This window comes from Subsaximicrobium wynnwilliamsii (genome assembly GCF_007997225.1).
Lineage (GTDB): Bacteria > Bacteroidota > Bacteroidia > Flavobacteriales > Flavobacteriaceae > Psychroserpens > Psychroserpens wynnwilliamsii.
In genome coordinates, this window is sequence record NZ_VORM01000026.1 from 20,498 (window position 1) to 39,261 (window position 18,764).

17 protein-coding genes are annotated in these 18,764 nt (G+C 34.7%); all 17 read right to left on the reverse strand.

Annotation, left to right across the window (positions count from 1 at the left end):
• Positions 1 to 3: 3 nt before the first annotated feature.
• The gene (locus tag ESY88_RS17070) at positions 4 to 999 is read right to left on the reverse strand and encodes a glycosyltransferase family 2 protein (protein WP_147087858.1); all 996 of its coding nucleotides are present in this window, start codon (positions 997 to 999) and stop codon (positions 4 to 6) included.
• A complete protein-coding gene (locus ESY88_RS17075) occupies positions 996 to 2,528 on the reverse strand; it encodes a glycosyltransferase family 2 protein (RefSeq protein ID WP_147087861.1) in 1,533 nt (510 codons plus the stop codon). The genes ESY88_RS17070 and ESY88_RS17075 overlap by 4 nt, the downstream gene beginning before the upstream one ends.
• Positions 2,525 to 3,676: a glycosyltransferase family 4 protein gene (locus tag ESY88_RS17080; protein ID WP_147087863.1), complete on the reverse strand. Its 1,152-nt coding sequence runs from the start codon at positions 3,674 to 3,676 to the stop codon at positions 2,525 to 2,527. Before ESY88_RS17080 ends, ESY88_RS17075 begins: the two co-directional genes overlap by 4 nt.
• Positions 3,673 to 5,064 (reverse strand): glycosyltransferase family protein, encoded by a 1,392-nt coding sequence (locus ESY88_RS17085; RefSeq protein WP_147087925.1) that lies wholly within the window; start codon positions 5,062 to 5,064, stop codon positions 3,673 to 3,675. The genes ESY88_RS17080 and ESY88_RS17085 overlap by 4 nt, the downstream gene beginning before the upstream one ends.
• Positions 5,054 to 5,767, reverse strand: a complete 714-nt coding sequence (locus ESY88_RS17090; RefSeq protein ID WP_147087866.1) for an acylneuraminate cytidylyltransferase family protein — start codon at positions 5,765 to 5,767, stop codon at positions 5,054 to 5,056. Before ESY88_RS17090 ends, ESY88_RS17085 begins: the two co-directional genes overlap by 11 nt.
• Positions 5,767 to 6,921 (reverse strand): UDP-N-acetylglucosamine 2-epimerase, encoded by a 1,155-nt coding sequence (gene neuC / locus ESY88_RS17095; RefSeq protein WP_147087883.1) that lies wholly within the window; start codon positions 6,919 to 6,921, stop codon positions 5,767 to 5,769. Before neuC ends, ESY88_RS17090 begins: the two co-directional genes overlap by 1 nt.
• Entirely contained in the window at positions 6,918 to 7,928 is a 1,011-nt protein-coding gene (locus ESY88_RS17100; protein ID WP_147087886.1) for an N-acetylneuraminate synthase family protein, read from the reverse strand. Before ESY88_RS17100 ends, neuC begins: the two co-directional genes overlap by 4 nt.
• The gene (locus ESY88_RS17105) at positions 7,925 to 8,953 is read right to left on the reverse strand and encodes a glycosyltransferase family 4 protein (protein ID WP_223270873.1); all 1,029 of its coding nucleotides are present in this window, start codon (positions 8,951 to 8,953) and stop codon (positions 7,925 to 7,927) included. Before ESY88_RS17105 ends, ESY88_RS17100 begins: the two co-directional genes overlap by 4 nt.
• A 98-nt stretch (positions 8,954 to 9,051) precedes the next feature.
• A complete protein-coding gene (locus ESY88_RS17110; protein ID WP_147087890.1) occupies positions 9,052 to 10,134 on the reverse strand; it encodes a glycosyltransferase family 2 protein in 1,083 nt (360 codons plus the stop codon).
• 331 nt (positions 10,135 to 10,465) lie between these two features.
• Complete coding sequence (locus ESY88_RS17115) at positions 10,466 to 11,437, reverse strand: glycosyltransferase family 2 protein (protein WP_189702643.1); 972 nt, start codon at positions 11,435 to 11,437, stop codon at positions 10,466 to 10,468.
• A 129-nt stretch (positions 11,438 to 11,566) separates the two neighbouring features.
• Entirely contained in the window at positions 11,567 to 12,799 is a 1,233-nt protein-coding gene (locus tag ESY88_RS17120; protein WP_147087896.1) for a glycosyltransferase, read from the reverse strand.
• On the reverse strand, positions 12,796 to 13,824 hold the full coding sequence (locus tag ESY88_RS17125; protein ID WP_147087898.1) for a glycosyltransferase: 1,029 nt from the start codon (positions 13,822 to 13,824) through the stop codon (positions 12,796 to 12,798). Before ESY88_RS17125 ends, ESY88_RS17120 begins: the two co-directional genes overlap by 4 nt.
• Entirely contained in the window at positions 13,825 to 14,655 is an 831-nt protein-coding gene (locus ESY88_RS17130; RefSeq protein ID WP_147087899.1) for a glycosyltransferase family 2 protein, read from the reverse strand.
• Positions 14,656 to 14,659: 4 nt separating this feature from the next.
• On the reverse strand, positions 14,660 to 15,637 hold the full coding sequence (locus ESY88_RS17135; protein ID WP_147087902.1) for a sulfotransferase family protein: 978 nt from the start codon (positions 15,635 to 15,637) through the stop codon (positions 14,660 to 14,662).
• Positions 15,624 to 16,574 (reverse strand): nucleotide-diphospho-sugar transferase, encoded by a 951-nt coding sequence (locus tag ESY88_RS17140; protein WP_147087903.1) that lies wholly within the window; start codon positions 16,572 to 16,574, stop codon positions 15,624 to 15,626. The genes ESY88_RS17135 and ESY88_RS17140 overlap by 14 nt, the downstream gene beginning before the upstream one ends.
• Positions 16,567 to 17,406, reverse strand: coding sequence for an FkbM family methyltransferase (locus ESY88_RS17145; RefSeq protein WP_147087905.1), 840 nt, complete (start codon positions 17,404 to 17,406; stop codon positions 16,567 to 16,569). Before ESY88_RS17145 ends, ESY88_RS17140 begins: the two co-directional genes overlap by 8 nt.
• Positions 17,403 to 18,698: an ABC transporter ATP-binding protein gene (locus ESY88_RS17150; RefSeq protein WP_147087907.1), complete on the reverse strand. Its 1,296-nt coding sequence runs from the start codon at positions 18,696 to 18,698 to the stop codon at positions 17,403 to 17,405. The genes ESY88_RS17145 and ESY88_RS17150 overlap by 4 nt, the downstream gene beginning before the upstream one ends.
• Positions 18,699 to 18,764: the final 66 nt, after the last annotated feature.

Below are 18,764 nucleotides of genomic sequence, written 5' to 3' on the forward strand. Positions count from 1 at the left end.
AAATTAAGCTTCAATTTCAGGTTTATCAATCCATAAACTCAACCATCCATCAAAGCGCCCAAAACTTTCTACAATTGCAGCCCTTTTATCTCGGGCAGTAAAACAACCAAACAAAGTCAGACTCATTAGTAGTCCAGCTGTTAAGTGCCATTTTAAGCGTGCTGCAAGATTGGGCTTTGCGTATTTCACTCTCCAAATATACCAACCGTTTCTAACAACCATCTTTCCGTATTTATATTTATTTGGCCGCCCTTCTGCGTCGTGGTAATGTGCCAATTGTGCTGATGTATTGACGTACAATTCACCTTTTTTTGATAATCTCAAACAGAAATCAGTGTCCTCATAAAGGCCATAACCTTCAAAATAGGTCGAAAACTGCATCGTTTTAAAAACAGATGAACGATAGGAGGCAACCCCTCCCATAAATTGCTCTACGGGATAAACCTTCCCGGAAGGTGGTAAAAAACTCACGGAGCGCCCATGGGAAAAGGTCGGCAAGTAACATGGTGGCGTGTCTGGCGCTAAACCAAACCATTTTCTTATTCTAAATCTAAGTGGTTCGCTCCGCATCCAATTATCATAATAAAATCGCTTGAAATCCTTTGAACCGTCAGTTTTATGCCATTGTACTTCATTGGTAATATAACCACCGACACCCAATGCCTTTGGGTATTGGGTGTAAGTCTCTAATAAATGTTTGAAGTAATCTACAGCCAAAATCGTATCATCATCCAAAAAACAAACGACTTCTGAGTGCTGGTCAACTTTTGAAATACCAAAGTTGCGTTGTTTAGTCAAGCCTCTGTGTTGTGCATCCACTTTATTATAGCTTAAGTTTTGGACCCTATGTTTTTCTAAAACTTGTTGCGTTTCACTATCAGTTGACCCATCGATTACTAAAATCTGATTTGGATAAAGCGTTTGGTTTATTACTGAGTTCAATAAGTTTAGTAAGGCTTTTGGGCGCATATAAGTACAGATAATTAGAGTAAACTTCATGTTCTGTTATCTCTTTTCAATTGATTAGCCCAATAGATACTTCGTTCCCATTGCTTATTGAACATTTTAAAATAACGTAGGGGGTTTTTAACTTTTTGAACAAAATAATAGTTGATGCACAGTTGTGTTTTATACCCTAATACTTCCCATTTAGTTTTATTTTTAATAGTATTGAGCATCACTGTAGGCGCCGGTTTAGGTTGAATTGGGTCATCCATCCATAATTGTTTGAATGTACTTCTAAAGCCACCAATTGGTGCTTTTAAATGTAAGATGCTTATATCTGGTAGATAAATAACATCTGCACCCAGATTACGTAATTGCATCCCAAAATCAACATCTTCACCATAACCGAATTCAAGCGACATATTAAATGAAACCTCCTTCAAATATTGGGCTTTCATAATGCTGCAGCCCGCGCCAAAAGTTGCCCATTGTATGGGTTGCTTTCTTGTCTCTACCTCGTTTTTTTGTAAATAAGACATGGAAACCACATCCAAATTGAAAGTAAGCATTTGATGAAGTACCCTTTCAATTAAATTTCCATCAAATTTGTTGTCATCATCGGCTAAATAAACATATTCAGAAACTACCTGTTTTAGAGCCAGGTTTCTCGCATTGCAAGCTCCTGTCTGGTGTATAAAATGATGGTCAATCTTAAAAGGCCAAACTTCTGAATAAATAAAATCCAATGCGCTTAAACTTTCTGGATCTGGATTTTGTTCAACAATGATGACTTGGTGTGGCAGATGCGTTTGTTTTGCCAAATCCATTAAAACATCATGCAAATAGCTGGATCGGCCTATTGTTGGAATAATGACATCAATGGACGGCAATGTTGAAACTGGGTCATCATGGATGCTTTCTAAAGGAATAGAGTCTTTGAAATGACGTCTTTTGTAAAAAAGACTTAGTAAAAGTGGTAAAAACGGCCATTTGCGTTCATGCCACGAAAAATTCAAGGCTAACAAAAACACCCATGGTGTGCGGTAATGTTGTTTTACAAAGCGAAACAAGGTAAAAATACCTACACGTTTTGCTGAAGGTGCTAGGGGCTTTATTAATAATTTTGGTTCTGAATAACAAAACACCCCTTTAGGCATCCCCAACTTTGCAATCGAGTTCAAATCATACTCAAAATCTTCGCTAAAAATACAATTCTTAAATTTTATTAAGGTAGAGCTATAAATAGCACCAACAGCAGAATGCATTTTCCACGTCGGATATTTAACTGAAGTATTAACGTTTATAAAAGGCGAATTTTCAACATAACCAATGGCGTCGGGTAAATAAAACCCATCGCCATAAGAGACCATGATATTCTTTGTTCTAAAAGCATTGGTAATGCCCTCAAGATTCAACAGTGCTTTACAATCTAACCGACACCATACCAAAATTTTATTATCATTTTTAGAAGCAAGATGCATCAACGCTTTTAGAATAGGTTTTTCAATGATTGGTAGTACTGCATTCAGTTTATGATCCACGATAGAATGCACCTGATTATTATGATGATAAATGACAATCATGATCTAGAAATATCTTGGTAGAATTGAATATTCTTTACCGCTTGTTTCCTAATATCAAACCGGTCTTCAACCAACGATCTCGCTGCTTTCCCAATAGTTAAACATTTATCTTTGTTTTGTAGTAAAGAAATAATTCGTTCGGCAAAAAGCACATGATCTTTTGGATGCACCAAAAAACCAGTTTCTCTATCTATAATAAGTTCTTGCGCCCATCCTATACTGCTATTGACAACTGGTTTTTGCAATGCCATAGATTCTATAGTTACCATACCCAAAGTTTCTGCAAAAGAAGGAAAAATACAAACATGCGAAGTTTTAATGGCTTCTTGTACTTCGTGATATGGCTTTTTTCCAAAATAATGAACATCCCGTAAAAGGCTTGTTTCAAAACTGTTTTTTAATAATTCCCATGTAGAAGTGTTACCTGAGACTATATCTGGTGCATCGCTGCCGATTATTAGTAATTTGGCATTAGGTACTTGTTTTTTTACGTGTTTTAAGATTTCAGGCAATTCAAACACCCCTTTTTTTCTAATAAGTGTACCGATATAAAGAACAGTATGTGCCTCGTAAGAAGATGGGTTGGTGTTTATGAAATTTTCAAGTTGTAACCCGTAATGTATAGTTGCAACTGGCTTATCATCTTGAATTTTAAAAAGACGTTTAGAAAGTTGTCCTGCAAAGGAAGTTGGGGCAATAAAAGCTTCTGCTTTATTTACCGCAAGTTGTTCAAACCATCTATTTTTCATTTTTTGTTGACGCTTTTCTAGATGACAAAAATAAGTGTCACTTCCATGAAAACGCATCACGATCGGAACAGAGAATCTCATAAACGCCGAAATACCAGTCCAGTCTGGCACTTCTAAAATTGTTATGTTATGAATATCAATTACAGTTTGCACATATTTTTGAATGTGTTTCCGATATCGAAACCATTTAGCAAAGTTGTAGTTTTTATCTCCAATCAGATATATATTTACACTTTCGTCATTAAAATCAAGAGACTCTTTTTGACCATATACAAAAACATAGATGTTATGCCCTTGTCTAGCTAATTCTTTGGATAAGTTACCAATACTCGTTCCGAGACCGGCCGAATGACCTACTTTAGGATGTGGATATTCTGGCGTAAGGAAAGCGATGTTCATGCTGTGGCGTTTTTAATAAAATCCCAAATGCGTTCAGACGCTTTTTCAGGAGGGAATTGATTGATGGTTTTGAACCATGCATTAGCATTTACAGTGGTGGATAATTTGTTTTCTAAAATATTTCTGATTTTTATTTCTATTTCCGTTACATCATTAAACCAAACCACCGCATCGCGAGAAGGCATAGATCGAAAATGAATGTATTTATAAATCTTTTGGACAGACCAGGTTGATGAAGGATTAGGAATATCATAATTTATATAAACACAAGGTTTTTGATAACAGGCATAATCAAAAACCATAGAAGACCCCAAATTAATCACAAATTCGGTGTGTGCAATCGTATTGGTTTGCAAAGTCATGTCTTCCTGTGTCGGTAAAACAGTGTCCCAAATAGTTCCAAGTTTTTTCCAAAGCGGGGCAATGGGCATAATAACATCCTGATATTCTTTTAAAACAGTATCAAATCGGGTAGAAAAATCTACTGGGCAACGCCTAAAAACAATCCCTAAGTTGAATCCTTTTTGATTGAGGAGTCGAACAGCTTGAGCGGTGTCTTTTAAATAGTGTGGGTCATTGGGGGAGGTGGTAATGTCATCTCCTGAGTAGCAGATATATCGTTTGTTTAAATCGAGACGATGCTTGTTATAGAAGTCCTCTTTACTGTCTTTTAGTCTTGCATTGAAATGATTTTCGAATTGAGGCGTTCCGGTTATTACAATTTGATCAGAAGTGATGTCGGGATAATATTTCAATAATTCCTCTTTCATAAGGGTGCTCCATACAACGTAATAATCGGTATCTACCACCATAGTTGCTTTTGGCAAATTATCCCACGAAAAAATAAATGTAGCAGTAGGAATACCTAGCTTTTTAGCTGCTTGTATTGGCGCTATTGCTAAAATTGATCTTTGGCTTGTACAAAAAACAAAATCAGGCTGCTCTTTTTTTAATGTTTCTAGACATTGTCTGAAATAAAAGGTGCTAGATTCAAAATCAGTAATTTTTTTTACCAAGATTCTATGCCCGCTCTCAGTAGTGTGTTTTGAAATAAGCCTCTTGGTTAAAAATGTTTTTACTTTTTGTTTAAAAGTTTTATTAGAAAATGGAAATCGATAACTATCGTAAGTCCTGTCCTCAAACCGTTTGATAAATAGATTTAATTCAACGTGCTTTCTAGCATTTTTATAAGTTTCAGTTAAGGGATGCGTTTTAGGCTTGGTTATATCAATCGCTTCGAAGCCTAAACTTGCCAAATCAAAAGGAGTATTATTCCAGTAGGTGATTTCAAAGCCCGCCGCTTTCCCTACTTTATTAAAATCGGTGTAAGCAAAGTTCCTTAGACCGACCCCATCTGGCAATAACAAAAATACTTTTTTAGATGTCACCAATATTATTCAGTTTATTTGCAAGTAATTTTTCTGCATTTTCCCAATCTTGCATCATATCAATATTGACATAAGACTCCTCCGAAGATTGAATATGACCAATGGTAGCACCAAATAAAGAATTTTGATTCTTAATAATCTCGGTTTTTATTAAATAAATAGATCCGTCTCTATAAAAACTTTGAGGAAGTTCTTGTCTTCGTGGTATAATTTTGTCATCACCCGTAGCAATTTTAAGGAAATTCTGACCATTTAACTCAAAAACCCAATGCGGATTAAAATGATGTGGAACAGGCAAGACACTAATAAGTGTATCAACTGCGGTTTCTATAAATTTTGCAATTGCTTTATCAATGAATCCACATTCTCTAAAAGGTGTTGTAGGTTGTAGAATGCAAATTGCATCAAAAAAAATAGTTTGACTTTCATAAAAATCAATGGCGTGTTTTAATACATCGATAGTAGGCGTATCATCCTGAGCCAATTCTAATGGTCTCAAAAACGGAACATTAGCTCCGAATTTTTTTCCTATTGCTGCTATTTTTTTTGTTTCAGTAGAAAGAATTACTAAGTCCAACAGCTTGCTTTGATTTGCTTTTTCAATACTATAGGCTACTAAAGGTTTTCCTCCCAGTAATTTAATATTTTTACCAGGTACGCCTTTACTTCCTCCGCGAGCAGGTATGACCGCTAAAATCCTCATCAGTAAGAAATTGTTTTATGAAACTGCAATGTTAATTTCTGGAGCAAATCCGCAATTTGCTCGCCTGCGTTTCCGCCTCCGTAAATACTGGAAGCTGCTGATTTTCCATTGGTTAAATGCGACTGGATCGCCTGTTTAATCTCATTTTGATGATAACCAACATCAATGCTATTATGTCCCCGGTCCCTTCTATGTTGCCGACTGCCAATATTTACCACTGGTACACCCAAATAAGCACATTCTCTAATCCCTACGCTTGAATTGCCTATCAAAGCTTTCGCATTATTGAGAAGTTTAAGAAAGTCAGTTCCTTCCATGTTTTTAAAGAAATGAATGTGCTCTATTTTATGTTGTTCCCTATAGGCTCTGATGCCTGTTGAGGTACCATCAGCACCAGCATCTACATTAGGCCAAAACCAAAGAGTTGGTATCTCTAGTTCCGCAATAGCCTTAAGAGTTTGTTCTATATGTTTTCGGGAGTCACTGTACTCTGTGGTCACAGGATGCTGCATGACCACCAAATAGCCGTTTGACAAGTCTGGTTTGGCACCTACACCTCCATATTTTTGATACGGGTCAAAATCCATGGTGCAATCTTTTACCAAATAAGCCAAATCAATCGAAGGGCATCCTGTATTGAAGACCATTTCTGGATTTTCACCCAATTTGATCACGCGTTCTTTCGCACCTTCTGAAGCTACAAAATGATAGTCTGCGAGTTTTGTAATTGCATGTCTTACTTTCTCATCTATATTTCCAGTCACTTCGCCGCCTTGTAGATGCGCCAATGGAATATTCATATAGGATGCCGATATTGCTGTTGCCATGGTTTCAAATCGATCTGCCACAGTGATCACAATATCCGGTTTTAAATTATCGAACACTGTAGACAACTCTAAAATCCCTATTCCCGTTGTTTTAGCTGCGGCAGTCAGGTTTTCGCCTTCAAGCACATTAAACACTTTTGCTGCGATGTCAAACCCGTCATTTTTGATATAATTGACCGCAGAACCATAGCGATCCAGTAGTGCTGACGCGGCAACGATGAGTTGTAATTCTAAATCTGGATGTGTTTGAATGGCCTGCAAAAGCGTTTTCACACGACTGTATGAGGGGCGTGCCGTAATGACCACGCATATTTTTCTTTTTATCATGTAATATCTCCGATATTTAAAAATTCCCATTGTGCTTTATCACAATTGAGGCTTTTACCAATTACCGATTTAAAATCTGATGCAGAAATCCCTTTATTAGCAGGTTTTTTAGCTTCAAGATCTTCAAACTGCAACAAATGACCTTTTGGCAATGTCTTGTTGACGGATAAGGATTTCTCAAATATAAGCTTCAAGTCTTCAAAACTTGAATTGTTATTTTTGTCGATTGGGTGCGACATTGCCAATTTAATATTTTTGACTGCTGCGACCAATTGCTTTGTTTCAGTGAGTGTCAAGGACGACGACACATCGGGGCCAAACATGGCTTTATCAAAAACGACATGAAATTCTAAAATTTCTGCACCTAAGGCGGAAGCTGCAATACAGGTTTCAATTTTTGCGGAATGATCAGAATAGCCAACTGGTACTTTATACCGTTCCTTAAGTTCTTGAACTACATTGAAACCATACTGCTCAGGACCTGTAGGATATGATGTGGTGCATTGCAAAATGGAAACGGGCACATTTCTGTCTTTCAAAAATGATACAGCTGCATCCAATTCCTCAAAGCAACTCATCCCTGATGATAAAATCACAGGTTTCTTGGTTTGTGCAATTTTTTCAAGCAATAAAAAATTCGTCACTTCTCCAGAGCCAACTTTATAACGTTTTACACCTACTTGCTCTAATAAATCGACAGCCGCATTACTAAATGGTGAACTCATAAATTCAAGTCCGACAGCATCGCAATGCGTTTTAATAGCCTTCCATTGCGCTAAACTAAATTCCATACGCTTCCAATAATCGAATCTTGTGAAGTCTTGACGGGAAAATTTTATTCGGAAAGGTTCGTAAACACTGCTCTCTGCTTCGGCGATATGGGTTTGGAATTTGACGGCGTCTACCCCAGTTGCTGCCAAGGCATCTATATAGGCATGTGCCATCCCTAAACTGCCATCATGGGCTTGGGCGATTTCCGCAATGATAAAAGGAAATTTTTTTATCATATCATTCGTTCTTTAGCAGCCACTATCAAGCCATTCATATTTTTATTCCATTCATTCATTGAATATTTATCTTTTGGTAACTTAGTTTGCTCGTAACTCCCGTTTAAATATTCCAAAATCGCGTCCTTCCATCGATTAGGAAAATGTGGGTCTTCAATTAATTTGCCGTATTTTCCGTAATCAAGCACTTCTAGAACACCTCCTAAAGCTGAAGCAATACAAAAACAGCCACAATGGAGTGCTTCTATTAAACTCATGCCAAATCCTTCTTGACACAAAGTGGGAAACAAGTAAACATCGGCAACTTGATAGTATTTGGGCAAATCATCGTTTGGGATACGGCCTAAAAATTTAACACCCTGAATCGCCTCTACCCGCGACGCTCCTACAACTAATAATTCACAATCATACACGCGTTCTCCAAGAGATTTCCAAACGTTTACAATAAAATCCAATCCTTTTTTTGGACGGTCTTGTGAGCACCAAATAAAAACAGATTTAGCATTGATTCCCAATCTATTCTTTAAGTCTTGTTTTGTCTCTTTAGAAACTTCAAAGAACTGCGATGTATCAATCCCATTGTGTAAAATTGAGAATATAACAGGCAATTCGGTGTAAAAGCTCAAATGGTTGATATAAGAATCACGCGTAAGCAAAACCATTTCATCGATATTATCGTAAAACCATCGACTCTGGAAATTACCATAGAACGGAACGAAACCGTGATAAAAAAATTGAATATAAACTGATTTTCTTAGATTGTGAGATCTTAGAAAATTTACTAATGGTTTTACAAGGCCGAAGTTATCTACAATCTGAACAACATAGTTTTCATTTGGAATTATAATGGATTTTAAATTGGTCAAATACTCTAAATAAGGTTCTTTAGTAAGTTTCTTTTTAATTTTAGATGTAAAATTATTTTTTACAAACTTATATGTGACATCTTCAAAATCATAATTTGGGGGCTCGCAAATAATAATATCAATCAAATGATGGTCTGCTTCTAAATAATTTTTATACAAAGTAGTCCAGCTCCCTATTTTGGAATACGGAAGTGGAAACTGAGATATGAGAATTACTTTCGGCATAAATATAGCATGATAGTTAGCAAAATATAAGACTACTTTAGTATTGAAAATGTTATGGTTTTTAAATCACCACTCACTTTGTAAGAGTAAGGAAAATGATTATAAAAAGAAATAATATGAAGTAATAATTTGTCATTAATCTCTTTTAGACAATAATACAGTGGAACAGTTTTCCCTAGCATTTTTTTTGCATGATATTTTAAGGTTTTCTGGAAAGGATCTTCATAAAACTGAATGCTTAAAACTCCTGTTTGATGCAGGGGCAACTCATAAAACAAAAAATAGTCAACGACACTTTTTATATTTACTAACTCTCTTTGCACAGGAGCACTTGCCAATAGGTCAAATTGCTTTTTTGTAATGATGTTTCCCCAAGGGTTGACATTTACTTTAGAAATCTCGCCTTTATCGTTATTGATTTGATGCTGCATATTAATTCTCAATACATTAGAAAGTTGAATTTCTACTGTTAAAAATTTTTCTAATGTTTTTCGATAAATTAAATGCCATTGGTGCAATATTAAAATTTTATCATCATAAAAAATAGTTTCCATACCTGTATTTCGCAAACGGTTATGAACATCATTATCAGCTCCCCAAAAATGTATAAATTCACTTAATCCATTGACTTCATTTAATGCATGTCTCGGAAACAAGGATAATCCTTGAGCACCATACTTACTCTCAAAACTTATAGCATATTCTCTAAAAGGAATGTTCTTTTTTGATTCTGCTTCTGAAAGAAATCCTACTTTAAAGAAGAAAGATTTATTTGGATGTTTTATTCTATGTAAAATAGAAATGAAGTCATGCCTAAAAATCATATCAATGTCCGCGACAAAGATATAATCTGATTTGCAATGTTTTACTCCTATATTTACAGCTTTAGGCCTTGACCACGGCTGATCTGTGTGATAAGAATAAATCAGTTTCACATTTTTGTATTGTTTCAAAAATTCTGATAATCCATCTTTGTAGTTTCGGGTGGAACCATAATCTACAAAAATTATTTCAAAGTCATTATTAGATTGCTGGCACAAGGAGTTTAAAGAGTTTTCAACTCGATGTAAATCCTTGTTTCTGTAAATATATAAGACACTTAATGCTTTTGACATTTAATTTGAGTTAGATCTCTTAGTGTTAGCCCCGTGCATGGAATTTTAAATTGTCACATTAATTAAAGTATGATTTCAAAAGTCATCAATACCTTTTAATTAATCCGCATTTCTGATTCAAAATAAATTTTCATAGATTTTAGTATAATTTAATGTTTGACTAACTTTATCTAGTAGGCCTTCAAGAATATAAAAATTTTTTCTAACTAGACATGTAATATATTATTTAACCCATAAAAATAGCTTCAAATCTTTAGCATAAAAAAAATCGATTAAAATATCCATTCTATTTCTCTATGCAGAAATTTCTAGTTAATCATCTATACGTTTTTTATTTATTTTTTCTCAAATCATATTTTTTCAAGCTGTAAAAATAATATCCTCTATTAGTTATTAAAGCAACAAATAAAAAAAGATAAATAATATAAAAGTCTGTCCTTTTTGAATAAAACTGGTTTAATCCTCTAAAATACTTCCACCTCCCTAATATACTTTTCTGTTTTGACATTAATATACCAATTTGATTCACGCACCTATACCAAATATAACTTCTAACGACCTCCTTTTTATCAAAATCAATTTCTTTTAAAATAAAGAATACTTTCTTAAAATATATTAAGACAGATTCTTGCGGAACAATGTTATTTGAAGTTGATTCTATACTTTTATGATTCCTCCTAACTTGAAACAAAAAATCTTCATGTATAAGATACTTTGGGTTTTTTGTTAAAATTCTAAAATGGAAATCAGTTTCTTGGCCTCTTTTCAATTTTTCATCAAATAACTCACAATTAATTAAAAAAGATTTCCTCCAAAGAGGGGCATGGGTAAGAAAAACATGTCCCTCTAGAAAATAAGAATAAATAGATTCGTTTTGAGGTTTAAGATTAATATATACTTTTTTTATTTGCCCAACATCATCAAAATACTCCCATTGACAAGCACAAAAATCTAAACTAGGTTTCTCTGATAAGATTAAATATTGTTTACTTATAAAATTAGGATGCATTATATCATCACTATCAAACCATTTCACATACTCTCCTTTGCTAAATTCAAAACCATAATTACGAGCAGCATTACCACCTGGTAAACGGCCTGCTGGTCTATGATGATATTGAAAACGAGAGTCTTTATCGCAGTAGGTCTTCATAAGTACTTCTGTCCCATCCGTACTCCCATCATCCACCACAATACATTCCCAATTAGTATAGGTTTGCGCCAACACAGAATCCAACGTTTCGCCAATTAAATGCGCACGGTTATAGGTAGGAATGATGATGGAAACCAGTAGAGATCGCACCGAAATTGAATGTTTTTTAAATTATAAAACGAATATAATCATAAGAATAAATACAGGAATATTAATAAGCTAATTATTATAAAATAACATGAATAAAAAACTTCAATATTCTTTAATTGCCATTGGATTCTATTTTGAAATCAAGTCTTCATAATAATGGGCTACCATAGTGTCTAAATTAAAATTATCCAATATCCATTTGCGCGCGCTAACACTCATAGTTTCGTAAGTTTTAGGTAAAGAAATTAAAGACGATATTGCATTCGCCAGTGCTTCAAAATCTTTTTGCTTAACTAGGATACCTGTTTCGTCTGAAATAGTAAAAGGAACACCTCCACTCTTGAAGCCTACTATTGGGAGACCCATAGCTTGAGCTTCAGCAGTAACGACTCCTTGACTTTCCTCTCTACCACTGGCATCCATAACAGAAGTCATTAAGAAGAAATGCGATTTAGTATAGGCTTTTCGAATATCCATTTGGCTACCACCTCCAAAAAAATTTACATGATCTTCAACCCCAATCTCGACTGTCAAGGCCTTCAATTTTTGCATTAAAGCACCTTCTCCAATAATAGTATATTTGACGGAAAACCCTCTCTCAATTAAAACTCTAACAGCACGGATACCAAATTCATGTCCTTTGATTTCAACCAACCGCCCAACACTTAGTAGCTGTATCGGCTGCGATATATCTAAAATCTTAGGCAAAAATTCTGGAGAGAATAAATTGACATCAACACCAACAGGCACAACGCGCAATTTGAATTCTGGACAGCCTAGATTTAAAACAAGTTTTTTTAAATAAATTGAGTTGACCGTTATCCTATCTGCATATTTAAAAAGTAAATTATAATTGTGCTTCAATTTACGTTGCTGTTTTGCATTTGCATAAAAAGCATCATGGCCATGGAAAGTAATCAATAATTTTGACTTAATGTAACCAATCTTTTTCAACGCCGGTAGTTCTCCAGCATTATTGGCAAAGTGCACATGACAAATATCAGCCTTACGATAAGGTAAATAATAATAAATTCTGTATAGTGTTTTTAAATGGACAATTCGATAATTCCAGCTATATTTTAAAAAGTAGAAAAATACAAGAGGATTTAACAAGCAATAAACAGCAAACAAAATTCTTTTATAAGACTTGACAGGGGATTTAAAATATTTTGTTTTTTCTAATAACTGATATTGCGTCAATAATTGCGGTTGGGAAGTAGCACATTCTTGAATTTTATTTGGAGCTATTATATTAACTTGGAACCCTCTTTTTATAGCACAAACAATGTTTGAAACAATAAAAGTTTCAGATACTGCAGGAAAAGATCCGGTTTTTATAACAATAGATATAGAATTCTTCATGAATCAATCTGTAATTTTTGAATTGTTTTTTGCACTTTTTGATACTTTTTGCTACTATAAATCATGGCCTTAATTTCTCCTAATTTCCATCGACGCTCTAAAACAGGTTTTTGACCTTCGCTTAATTGGTGCTTGGTTATAATTAAACTTAGTTTAACAATTTCTTTAATTCGTTTTATTAAATAATGGACTTTATTGAGTTGTTTTCTTTTTTGATAAAATTCATTGTAAGGAGATATGATATAATTAGAATAGCCAAAAGAAAACCATAAGCGTTTTAAATAACCCCAAGTAATACGTTTTTTAGGCATAAAATGCTGAAAGGTCATTTTTGACGAATAGTATAGCTTTCCGCCTATCAGTTTTAGGGCATAAGTAAGTTCAGTATCTTCCCCTGCAATAAGGGTGTCGCCAATTCGCCCTTCAAGAGCAGACGCGAATCCTTTGGCATATAATTTATCAAGCCATGCTTTATCCAATATAGTACCTGCTGTATATAAGCAGCCTTTTGAAAATGTCGTATCTCCATCCTCTCGACCTTGAGGGCCTGTACCATAATTTTTTTCGTAATCTTTAATCCAATTTGGCGGCATAAAATTATGCTCGTATTGCATATATCCGCAACCTCCTAATGCCGCAATATTTGGATCCTTAGAAATTATATTATAAGCTGTACTCAAATAATGTTTGCACAACCAGTTATCATCATCACAATATAACAGATAACGATAACTTGAAACCTCTATGCCTTTTTTTCTTGCGAACATAGTTCCTGCTTGCGTTTCTTGAACTATACGCAATGGGAAAGGGATTCCCAATTCGTGCCAAAAACTCTTGGCAATTTCTCTTGTGTTATCAGTACTACAATTATCGACCAGAATAACTTCAACGCAAAAGCCTATACTTTCTTGATTTGCTAAATGTTTAAGGGTGGGTATCAAACGCTCAGCACCATTATAAGAAACAACAACAATAGAAACACCATCCTCCAAAGTCAAAGTAGCTTTATTATTATTTAACTCCATTTAAAAATTGGCTTTCTTTGACAGTAAATACAGTAAGTTCAAAACGAACTGATGTACCTTAATCAATATTTTCGACTGACTTATGCTTTTAAGCTTATTCAGCTTATGCGCTTTTATAAATTTGTGGTCATACCGAAATCTCTCGTAATCGTTCATAAAAGCAGGAAAATATTTTACGTATGTAGTTCTGCGTTCTTTTTTGAAAATAATTTGACTACTTTTTTGACTTGAAACACCAGTCATATCGTAATTGCTAATAATAATATCCAAATAACGATAGCTGCAATTATATTTACAAATGGCACAGGTTAAAAGCTCCCAGTCAGACGCAATTTCATAGGACTCATTAAAATAGCCAATTGTACTAAATAAGCTTCGCTTACTAAAAACTGCTTGATGAGGTAAAGCTGAATCTATAAAAAAACTAAAATCCAATTTGGCAGGATAAATTTTTAATAATGGTTGTTGATGTTTATAATGCCTCAAAACATTCCCGTAATAAATATCCGAATCATCATTCATCCTGTTCGCGGATTCAACTATGACAGAGTCTGAGTATAAAGTATCCCCGCTATTAAGAAACAATAGATATTCTCCAGTAGTTTTTTCAATCCCTTTGTTCATGGCATGAAAAATACCTTTATCAGGTTCACTAATCCAATAAGCTAAATCTTGCTGACAGCTTTCTATATATGCTTTACTACCATCCGTACTGCCGCCATCAATTACAATGTATTCAATATCGGGATAAGTTTGATCCAAGACACTGCGCATTGTCTTCTGCAAGCCTTCTAAATTATTATAGTTTATCGTGATGATGGAAATACGCATTGAATTAAAGTTTTCCACTTAAAAACCGTTTGAAAGTGACTATAGGATATAAAATCATCTTACCTACCTTATAACTAGTCGAGTACTTAATTTGCAAAAATTTGTTATTAAGAGCATTAACATCATTACTAAACAGAAGAAATTTTCCAAAAATTTTAGTTTCGCGTCCTTTATCTAATTTATAATTACCGTACGACTCCATAAATTCGGGAGTCAAATAATGCTTATAACCTATTATGAACTCTTCAAAATCTTTAGATAATTTGGCGGATTTAATGAGTTGCACAGTCTCTTCCGATTTCTCTAGTTTATTTTGAAATGGATCCCCGAACATTCCTTTGTGTTTTTTGTTAGTTTCAGCATTCAATACAGCTTCATGGTAATCTAAACCTAACCAAGAATACAAGTTCCTTATCTCGACAACTTTATTGTTTTGCAAATCTTCATATTTCAATGTAAAAACTTGGGGATTGCTTTGATGCTTGTTAGAAAATAGATGTAAATGTTCTGGTGCTAGAAGTAAATCTCTTTGAAACCTAGAAAGCATAGTCAACTTTTTTATATTCCACGTTTTAATAATCGAAGTCGCCACATCTACTGGATGGCGTTTTAAAATGATGATTTTACTTTTTGGAAACCACTCCACGATTTCATCCATCATTTCCCAGTACCTTGGCGTTTTGTCAATCACATAATCAAAGCCTTCTGCCATGGGTTGATACATATCTAGGATCATTTCTTTTAGTCCTGTAGTAAATTTAATACTAGGATACTTGCCAATAAAATCTTTAAAAGCCTCATTCGCCAATTTATGATTGTATGTAGCTTGTATAAGTTCTGGTTTGATTAAACTCGAAAAATTCAATAATATCCAAGGTTCACTGCACGTATTTACTTGGTTATTATTTGATAGTAGATTCTGAAGGTAAGTAGAACCGCTGCGTGGTTGAGAAATAATAAAAATAAGTTTACTTTCGTCCATAAAATCTATACTTAATCACCTTCAACCTTTTTAGAACCTTAGTCAAGTTGCGTTTTTTAATTTTACTATTCAATAACCAAATGTTTTTCGCTAAAAATGCATCTGCTTTTTTGTTAACTTCAATTCGTTTTGGATGTTTCAAAGGAAAATTAACCGTCTGCGATTCTAAATTTGCGCGCCAATGCCTGCTGTCAAAAGTATGCGTGCCTTCCTTACCAAAACCAGCATTAGATACCAAATTGTAATTTGGAACTACATTTATACCTTTATTCAAAAGCATCAAATAACGCCATTGATAGTCCCAAGTATCTATTTTGCCAATTGCTGTTCTTTCAAAACAATTTAAATGATAATTCTCTTCACTTTTATTGCAAGCAATTTCCTTTAAATTATCTTTCATTTTTAGATAGTCATCGCTCTCTACATCAATTGTGTATTCGTATGAATCCCATCTATCTTTCCAAGTTGCCCATCCCCACACACTTGACATATGTGAGAAATAATAGTCAGCTCTTCCTCGTTTTTTGCCCTTTTGCCAGTTTGAACCAGTAATCTGGAATATCTCGGCATCATCCCTAAAACGATCTAATAATTCTTCACAGAATCGAAAAAAAGAAATATCGGCTATGCAATCATCTTCGATGATAATCCCTTCATGTTCGTTTTCAAAAAACCAATCTATTGCACCAGAAACCGCTTTTCCGCAACCTAAATTAGGTTCTCTAAATAAATAAACCACCTCACATTCCCAATTAATATTATCTTGGATGTATTGTCTTACTTTCAGGCAATTTTGAATATCATGTTCATGATCGCTTCTTGGCCCGTCGGCAGCAACGTATAGCTTTTTTGGAGCGACCTCTTTAATTCTCATGAATGACTTGCGTACGTGGTCTGGTCTATTAAAAACTATATACAAAACAGGTGTTTTAAACATTGAGTTTAGTTGCTATTATATTTTGAAACTTAAAAATCTCATGTATCGGATTATAACTCTTTAAATTTATCATCCCTTTTTCATTCAACCTATAAAAATTAAAGCCGTATGGTTCAAGTATATCATAAAAATCTTTTAAAAAAACACGTGAGATGACATTCATCTCATTAAACTCAAATTGAATCGTTTGTATTCCGTTGTTTTCTATTAATTTTGCAGCCCCTTTCAAAACTTCCAATTCATATCCTTCAGTATCTATTTTCAAGAAGTCGATTTTAACAATTCCATTTTTTGAGCAATAATCATCTATTGTTCTAATATCTATTAATTCATTAGATATTTTTTGGTTCTTATGAATATCGCTAATTACACTTCGATTAATAGAAGCTTTTACACTAGTATCGTCGGTTGAATCAAAAAAGATACTCAACTTCTTTTCTTGCGAACCAAATGCGAAATTATTTACTGTAATATTTTCAAACTTTGAAAGATTTTTCTCAGCCACTGCGAAAGAAGCTTTCAAAGGCTCAAATGAGTATATAGAAACGTTTTTATAAAACTTTGACAACAAACTTGAATATTGACCTTTATTCGCACCTACATCAAAAAAAACGGTATCTTTTCGATCTGGAAATGATTTTATAAGAAAATTTAGTATGAAATCCTCCTCACCTGACAACTTCTCGTTTTGCCATTTTAAAATACCTATTCGATTATATGCAAAAATTAAAGGGTTAGTATTAAATGCACTGAATACTGTATCAATAAAGACATATTGATACTTTTTTGGCACTAAAATCTTCAAGAGTATTTTAAGCCATTTTCTCTTCATGACACCTCAATTTTATTTTCTACTAATACAGTTTTCCCTTCCCAACCTTTAGGATAGCTTTTACCAATCCCATAAAAATCGCCATTTTCGACATGTAGATCTGAAGCATTCTTTATCCAATCTATTATTTCTCTTTCTGATTCCAGAAACAACTCAATCTTGTATAATCCTTTACTTAAAGGAAATTTCTCGAGAATAAAATCAACTTTTTCCGAATTAGTCAAATTCAAATTGTAGTTCAATACTAATTCTGACGAAAGGACTATATAATCTCTTTCGTCTTTTTTAACTGATATACTTATTCTACAATTTTTTAATTGAACTACTTCATGAGCATGAAAATGCACTCTTAGCTTAATATACTCCCCTGACATGGCGGCACTCAAAATTTTATTTTCAATATTCAATATTTCAAATTTTGAAAAGAGGACTTTTCCACTGCCTATTCTATCCGTAAGTTCTAACAATTTCGATTTTATAAGCAATTTCTCGTTATGTAAATAAAAATCTACCGCAGCATCCGTATCCCCCTCAAAAACGCTAACCCCATTTTCCAAAACAATCGCTCGCGTACACAAACTCTTTACCGCAGCCATATTATGACTCACAAACAACACCGTTCGCCCTTCACCTTTAGAAATATCCTGCATCTTCCCAATCGCCTTTTTTTGAAACTCAGCATCACCCACCGCCAAAACCTCATCAATCACTAAAATATCAGGCTCCAAATGTGCTGCCACCGCAAAGGCCAAGCGCACCCGCATCCCCGAGGAGTAGCGTTTCACTGGCGTATCCACATAACGCTGGCAACCTGAGAACTCGATGATCTCTTCCTCTTTGGCCTTGATCTCCGCCTTAGACATGCCTAAAATGGCACCGTTCAAATAAATATTCTCACGCCCCGTCAACTCAGGATGAAAGCCAGTGCCTACTTCCAACAACGAGGCAATCCGCCCCTTGGTCTTGATCTCTCCAGTAGTGGGGCTGGTCACCCGTGATAGAATCTTCAACAAGGTCGATTTCCCGGCCCCATTTTTACCAATAATACCAAGCACCTCGCCGCGTTGCACCTCAAAATTAATATCCCGCAAGGCCCAAGCATAATCAGAGCTACCGGAGGTACTGCGGTCATTAACCTCTCCCACCTTCAAAAACGGGTCTTCCTTGCCACGCACCCGGTGCCACCATCTATTAAGATCATGGCTAAGCGTGCCCGTACCCACCACTCCCAATCGGTATTGTTTGCTGATGTTCTCGGCGACTAGGATGATGTCTTTGTTGTTGTTACTCATATTTCAGTTTTCAGTTGTCAGTTTTCTGTTGTCTGTTTTCTGTTTTCTGTTGTCTGTTTTCTGTTG

What these genes read in the sequence shown, in the direction of transcription:
- neuC (WP_147087883.1), bottom strand. Translation starts at nt 6,921, where the DNA reads ATGATAAAAAGAAAAATATGCGTGGTCATTACGGCACGCCCCTCATAC.
- ESY88_RS17090 (WP_147087866.1), bottom strand. Translation starts at nt 5,767, where the DNA reads ATGAGGATTTTAGCGGTCATACCTGCTCGCGGAGGAAGTAAAGGCGTA.
- ESY88_RS17110 (WP_147087890.1), bottom strand. Translation starts at nt 10,134, where the DNA reads ATGTCAAAAGCATTAAGTGTCTTATATATTTACAGAAACAAGGATTTA.
- ESY88_RS17100 (WP_147087886.1), bottom strand. Translation starts at nt 7,928, where the DNA reads ATGATAAAAAAATTTCCTTTTATCATTGCGGAAATCGCCCAAGCCCAT.
- ESY88_RS17145 (WP_147087905.1), bottom strand. Translation starts at nt 17,406, where the DNA reads ATGAAGAGAAAATGGCTTAAAATACTCTTGAAGATTTTAGTGCCAAAA.
- ESY88_RS17080 (WP_147087863.1), bottom strand. Translation starts at nt 3,676, where the DNA reads ATGAACATCGCTTTCCTTACGCCAGAATATCCACATCCTAAAGTAGGT.
- ESY88_RS17135 (WP_147087902.1), bottom strand. Translation starts at nt 15,637, where the DNA reads ATGGACGAAAGTAAACTTATTTTTATTATTTCTCAACCACGCAGCGGT.
- ESY88_RS17120 (WP_147087896.1), bottom strand. Translation starts at nt 12,799, where the DNA reads ATGAAGAATTCTATATCTATTGTTATAAAAACCGGATCTTTTCCTGCA.
- ESY88_RS17075 (WP_147087861.1), bottom strand. Translation starts at nt 2,528, where the DNA reads ATGATTGTCATTTATCATCATAATAATCAGGTGCATTCTATCGTGGAT.
- ESY88_RS17150 (WP_147087907.1), bottom strand. Translation starts at nt 18,698, where the DNA reads ATGAGTAACAACAACAAAGACATCATCCTAGTCGCCGAGAACATCAGC.
- ESY88_RS17070 (WP_147087858.1), bottom strand. Translation starts at nt 999, where the DNA reads ATGAAGTTTACTCTAATTATCTGTACTTATATGCGCCCAAAAGCCTTA.
- ESY88_RS17130 (WP_147087899.1), bottom strand. Translation starts at nt 14,655, where the DNA reads ATGCGTATTTCCATCATCACGATAAACTATAATAATTTAGAAGGCTTG.
- ESY88_RS17140 (WP_147087903.1), bottom strand. Translation starts at nt 16,574, where the DNA reads ATGTTTAAAACACCTGTTTTGTATATAGTTTTTAATAGACCAGACCAC.
- ESY88_RS17125 (WP_147087898.1), bottom strand. Translation starts at nt 13,824, where the DNA reads ATGGAGTTAAATAATAATAAAGCTACTTTGACTTTGGAGGATGGTGTT.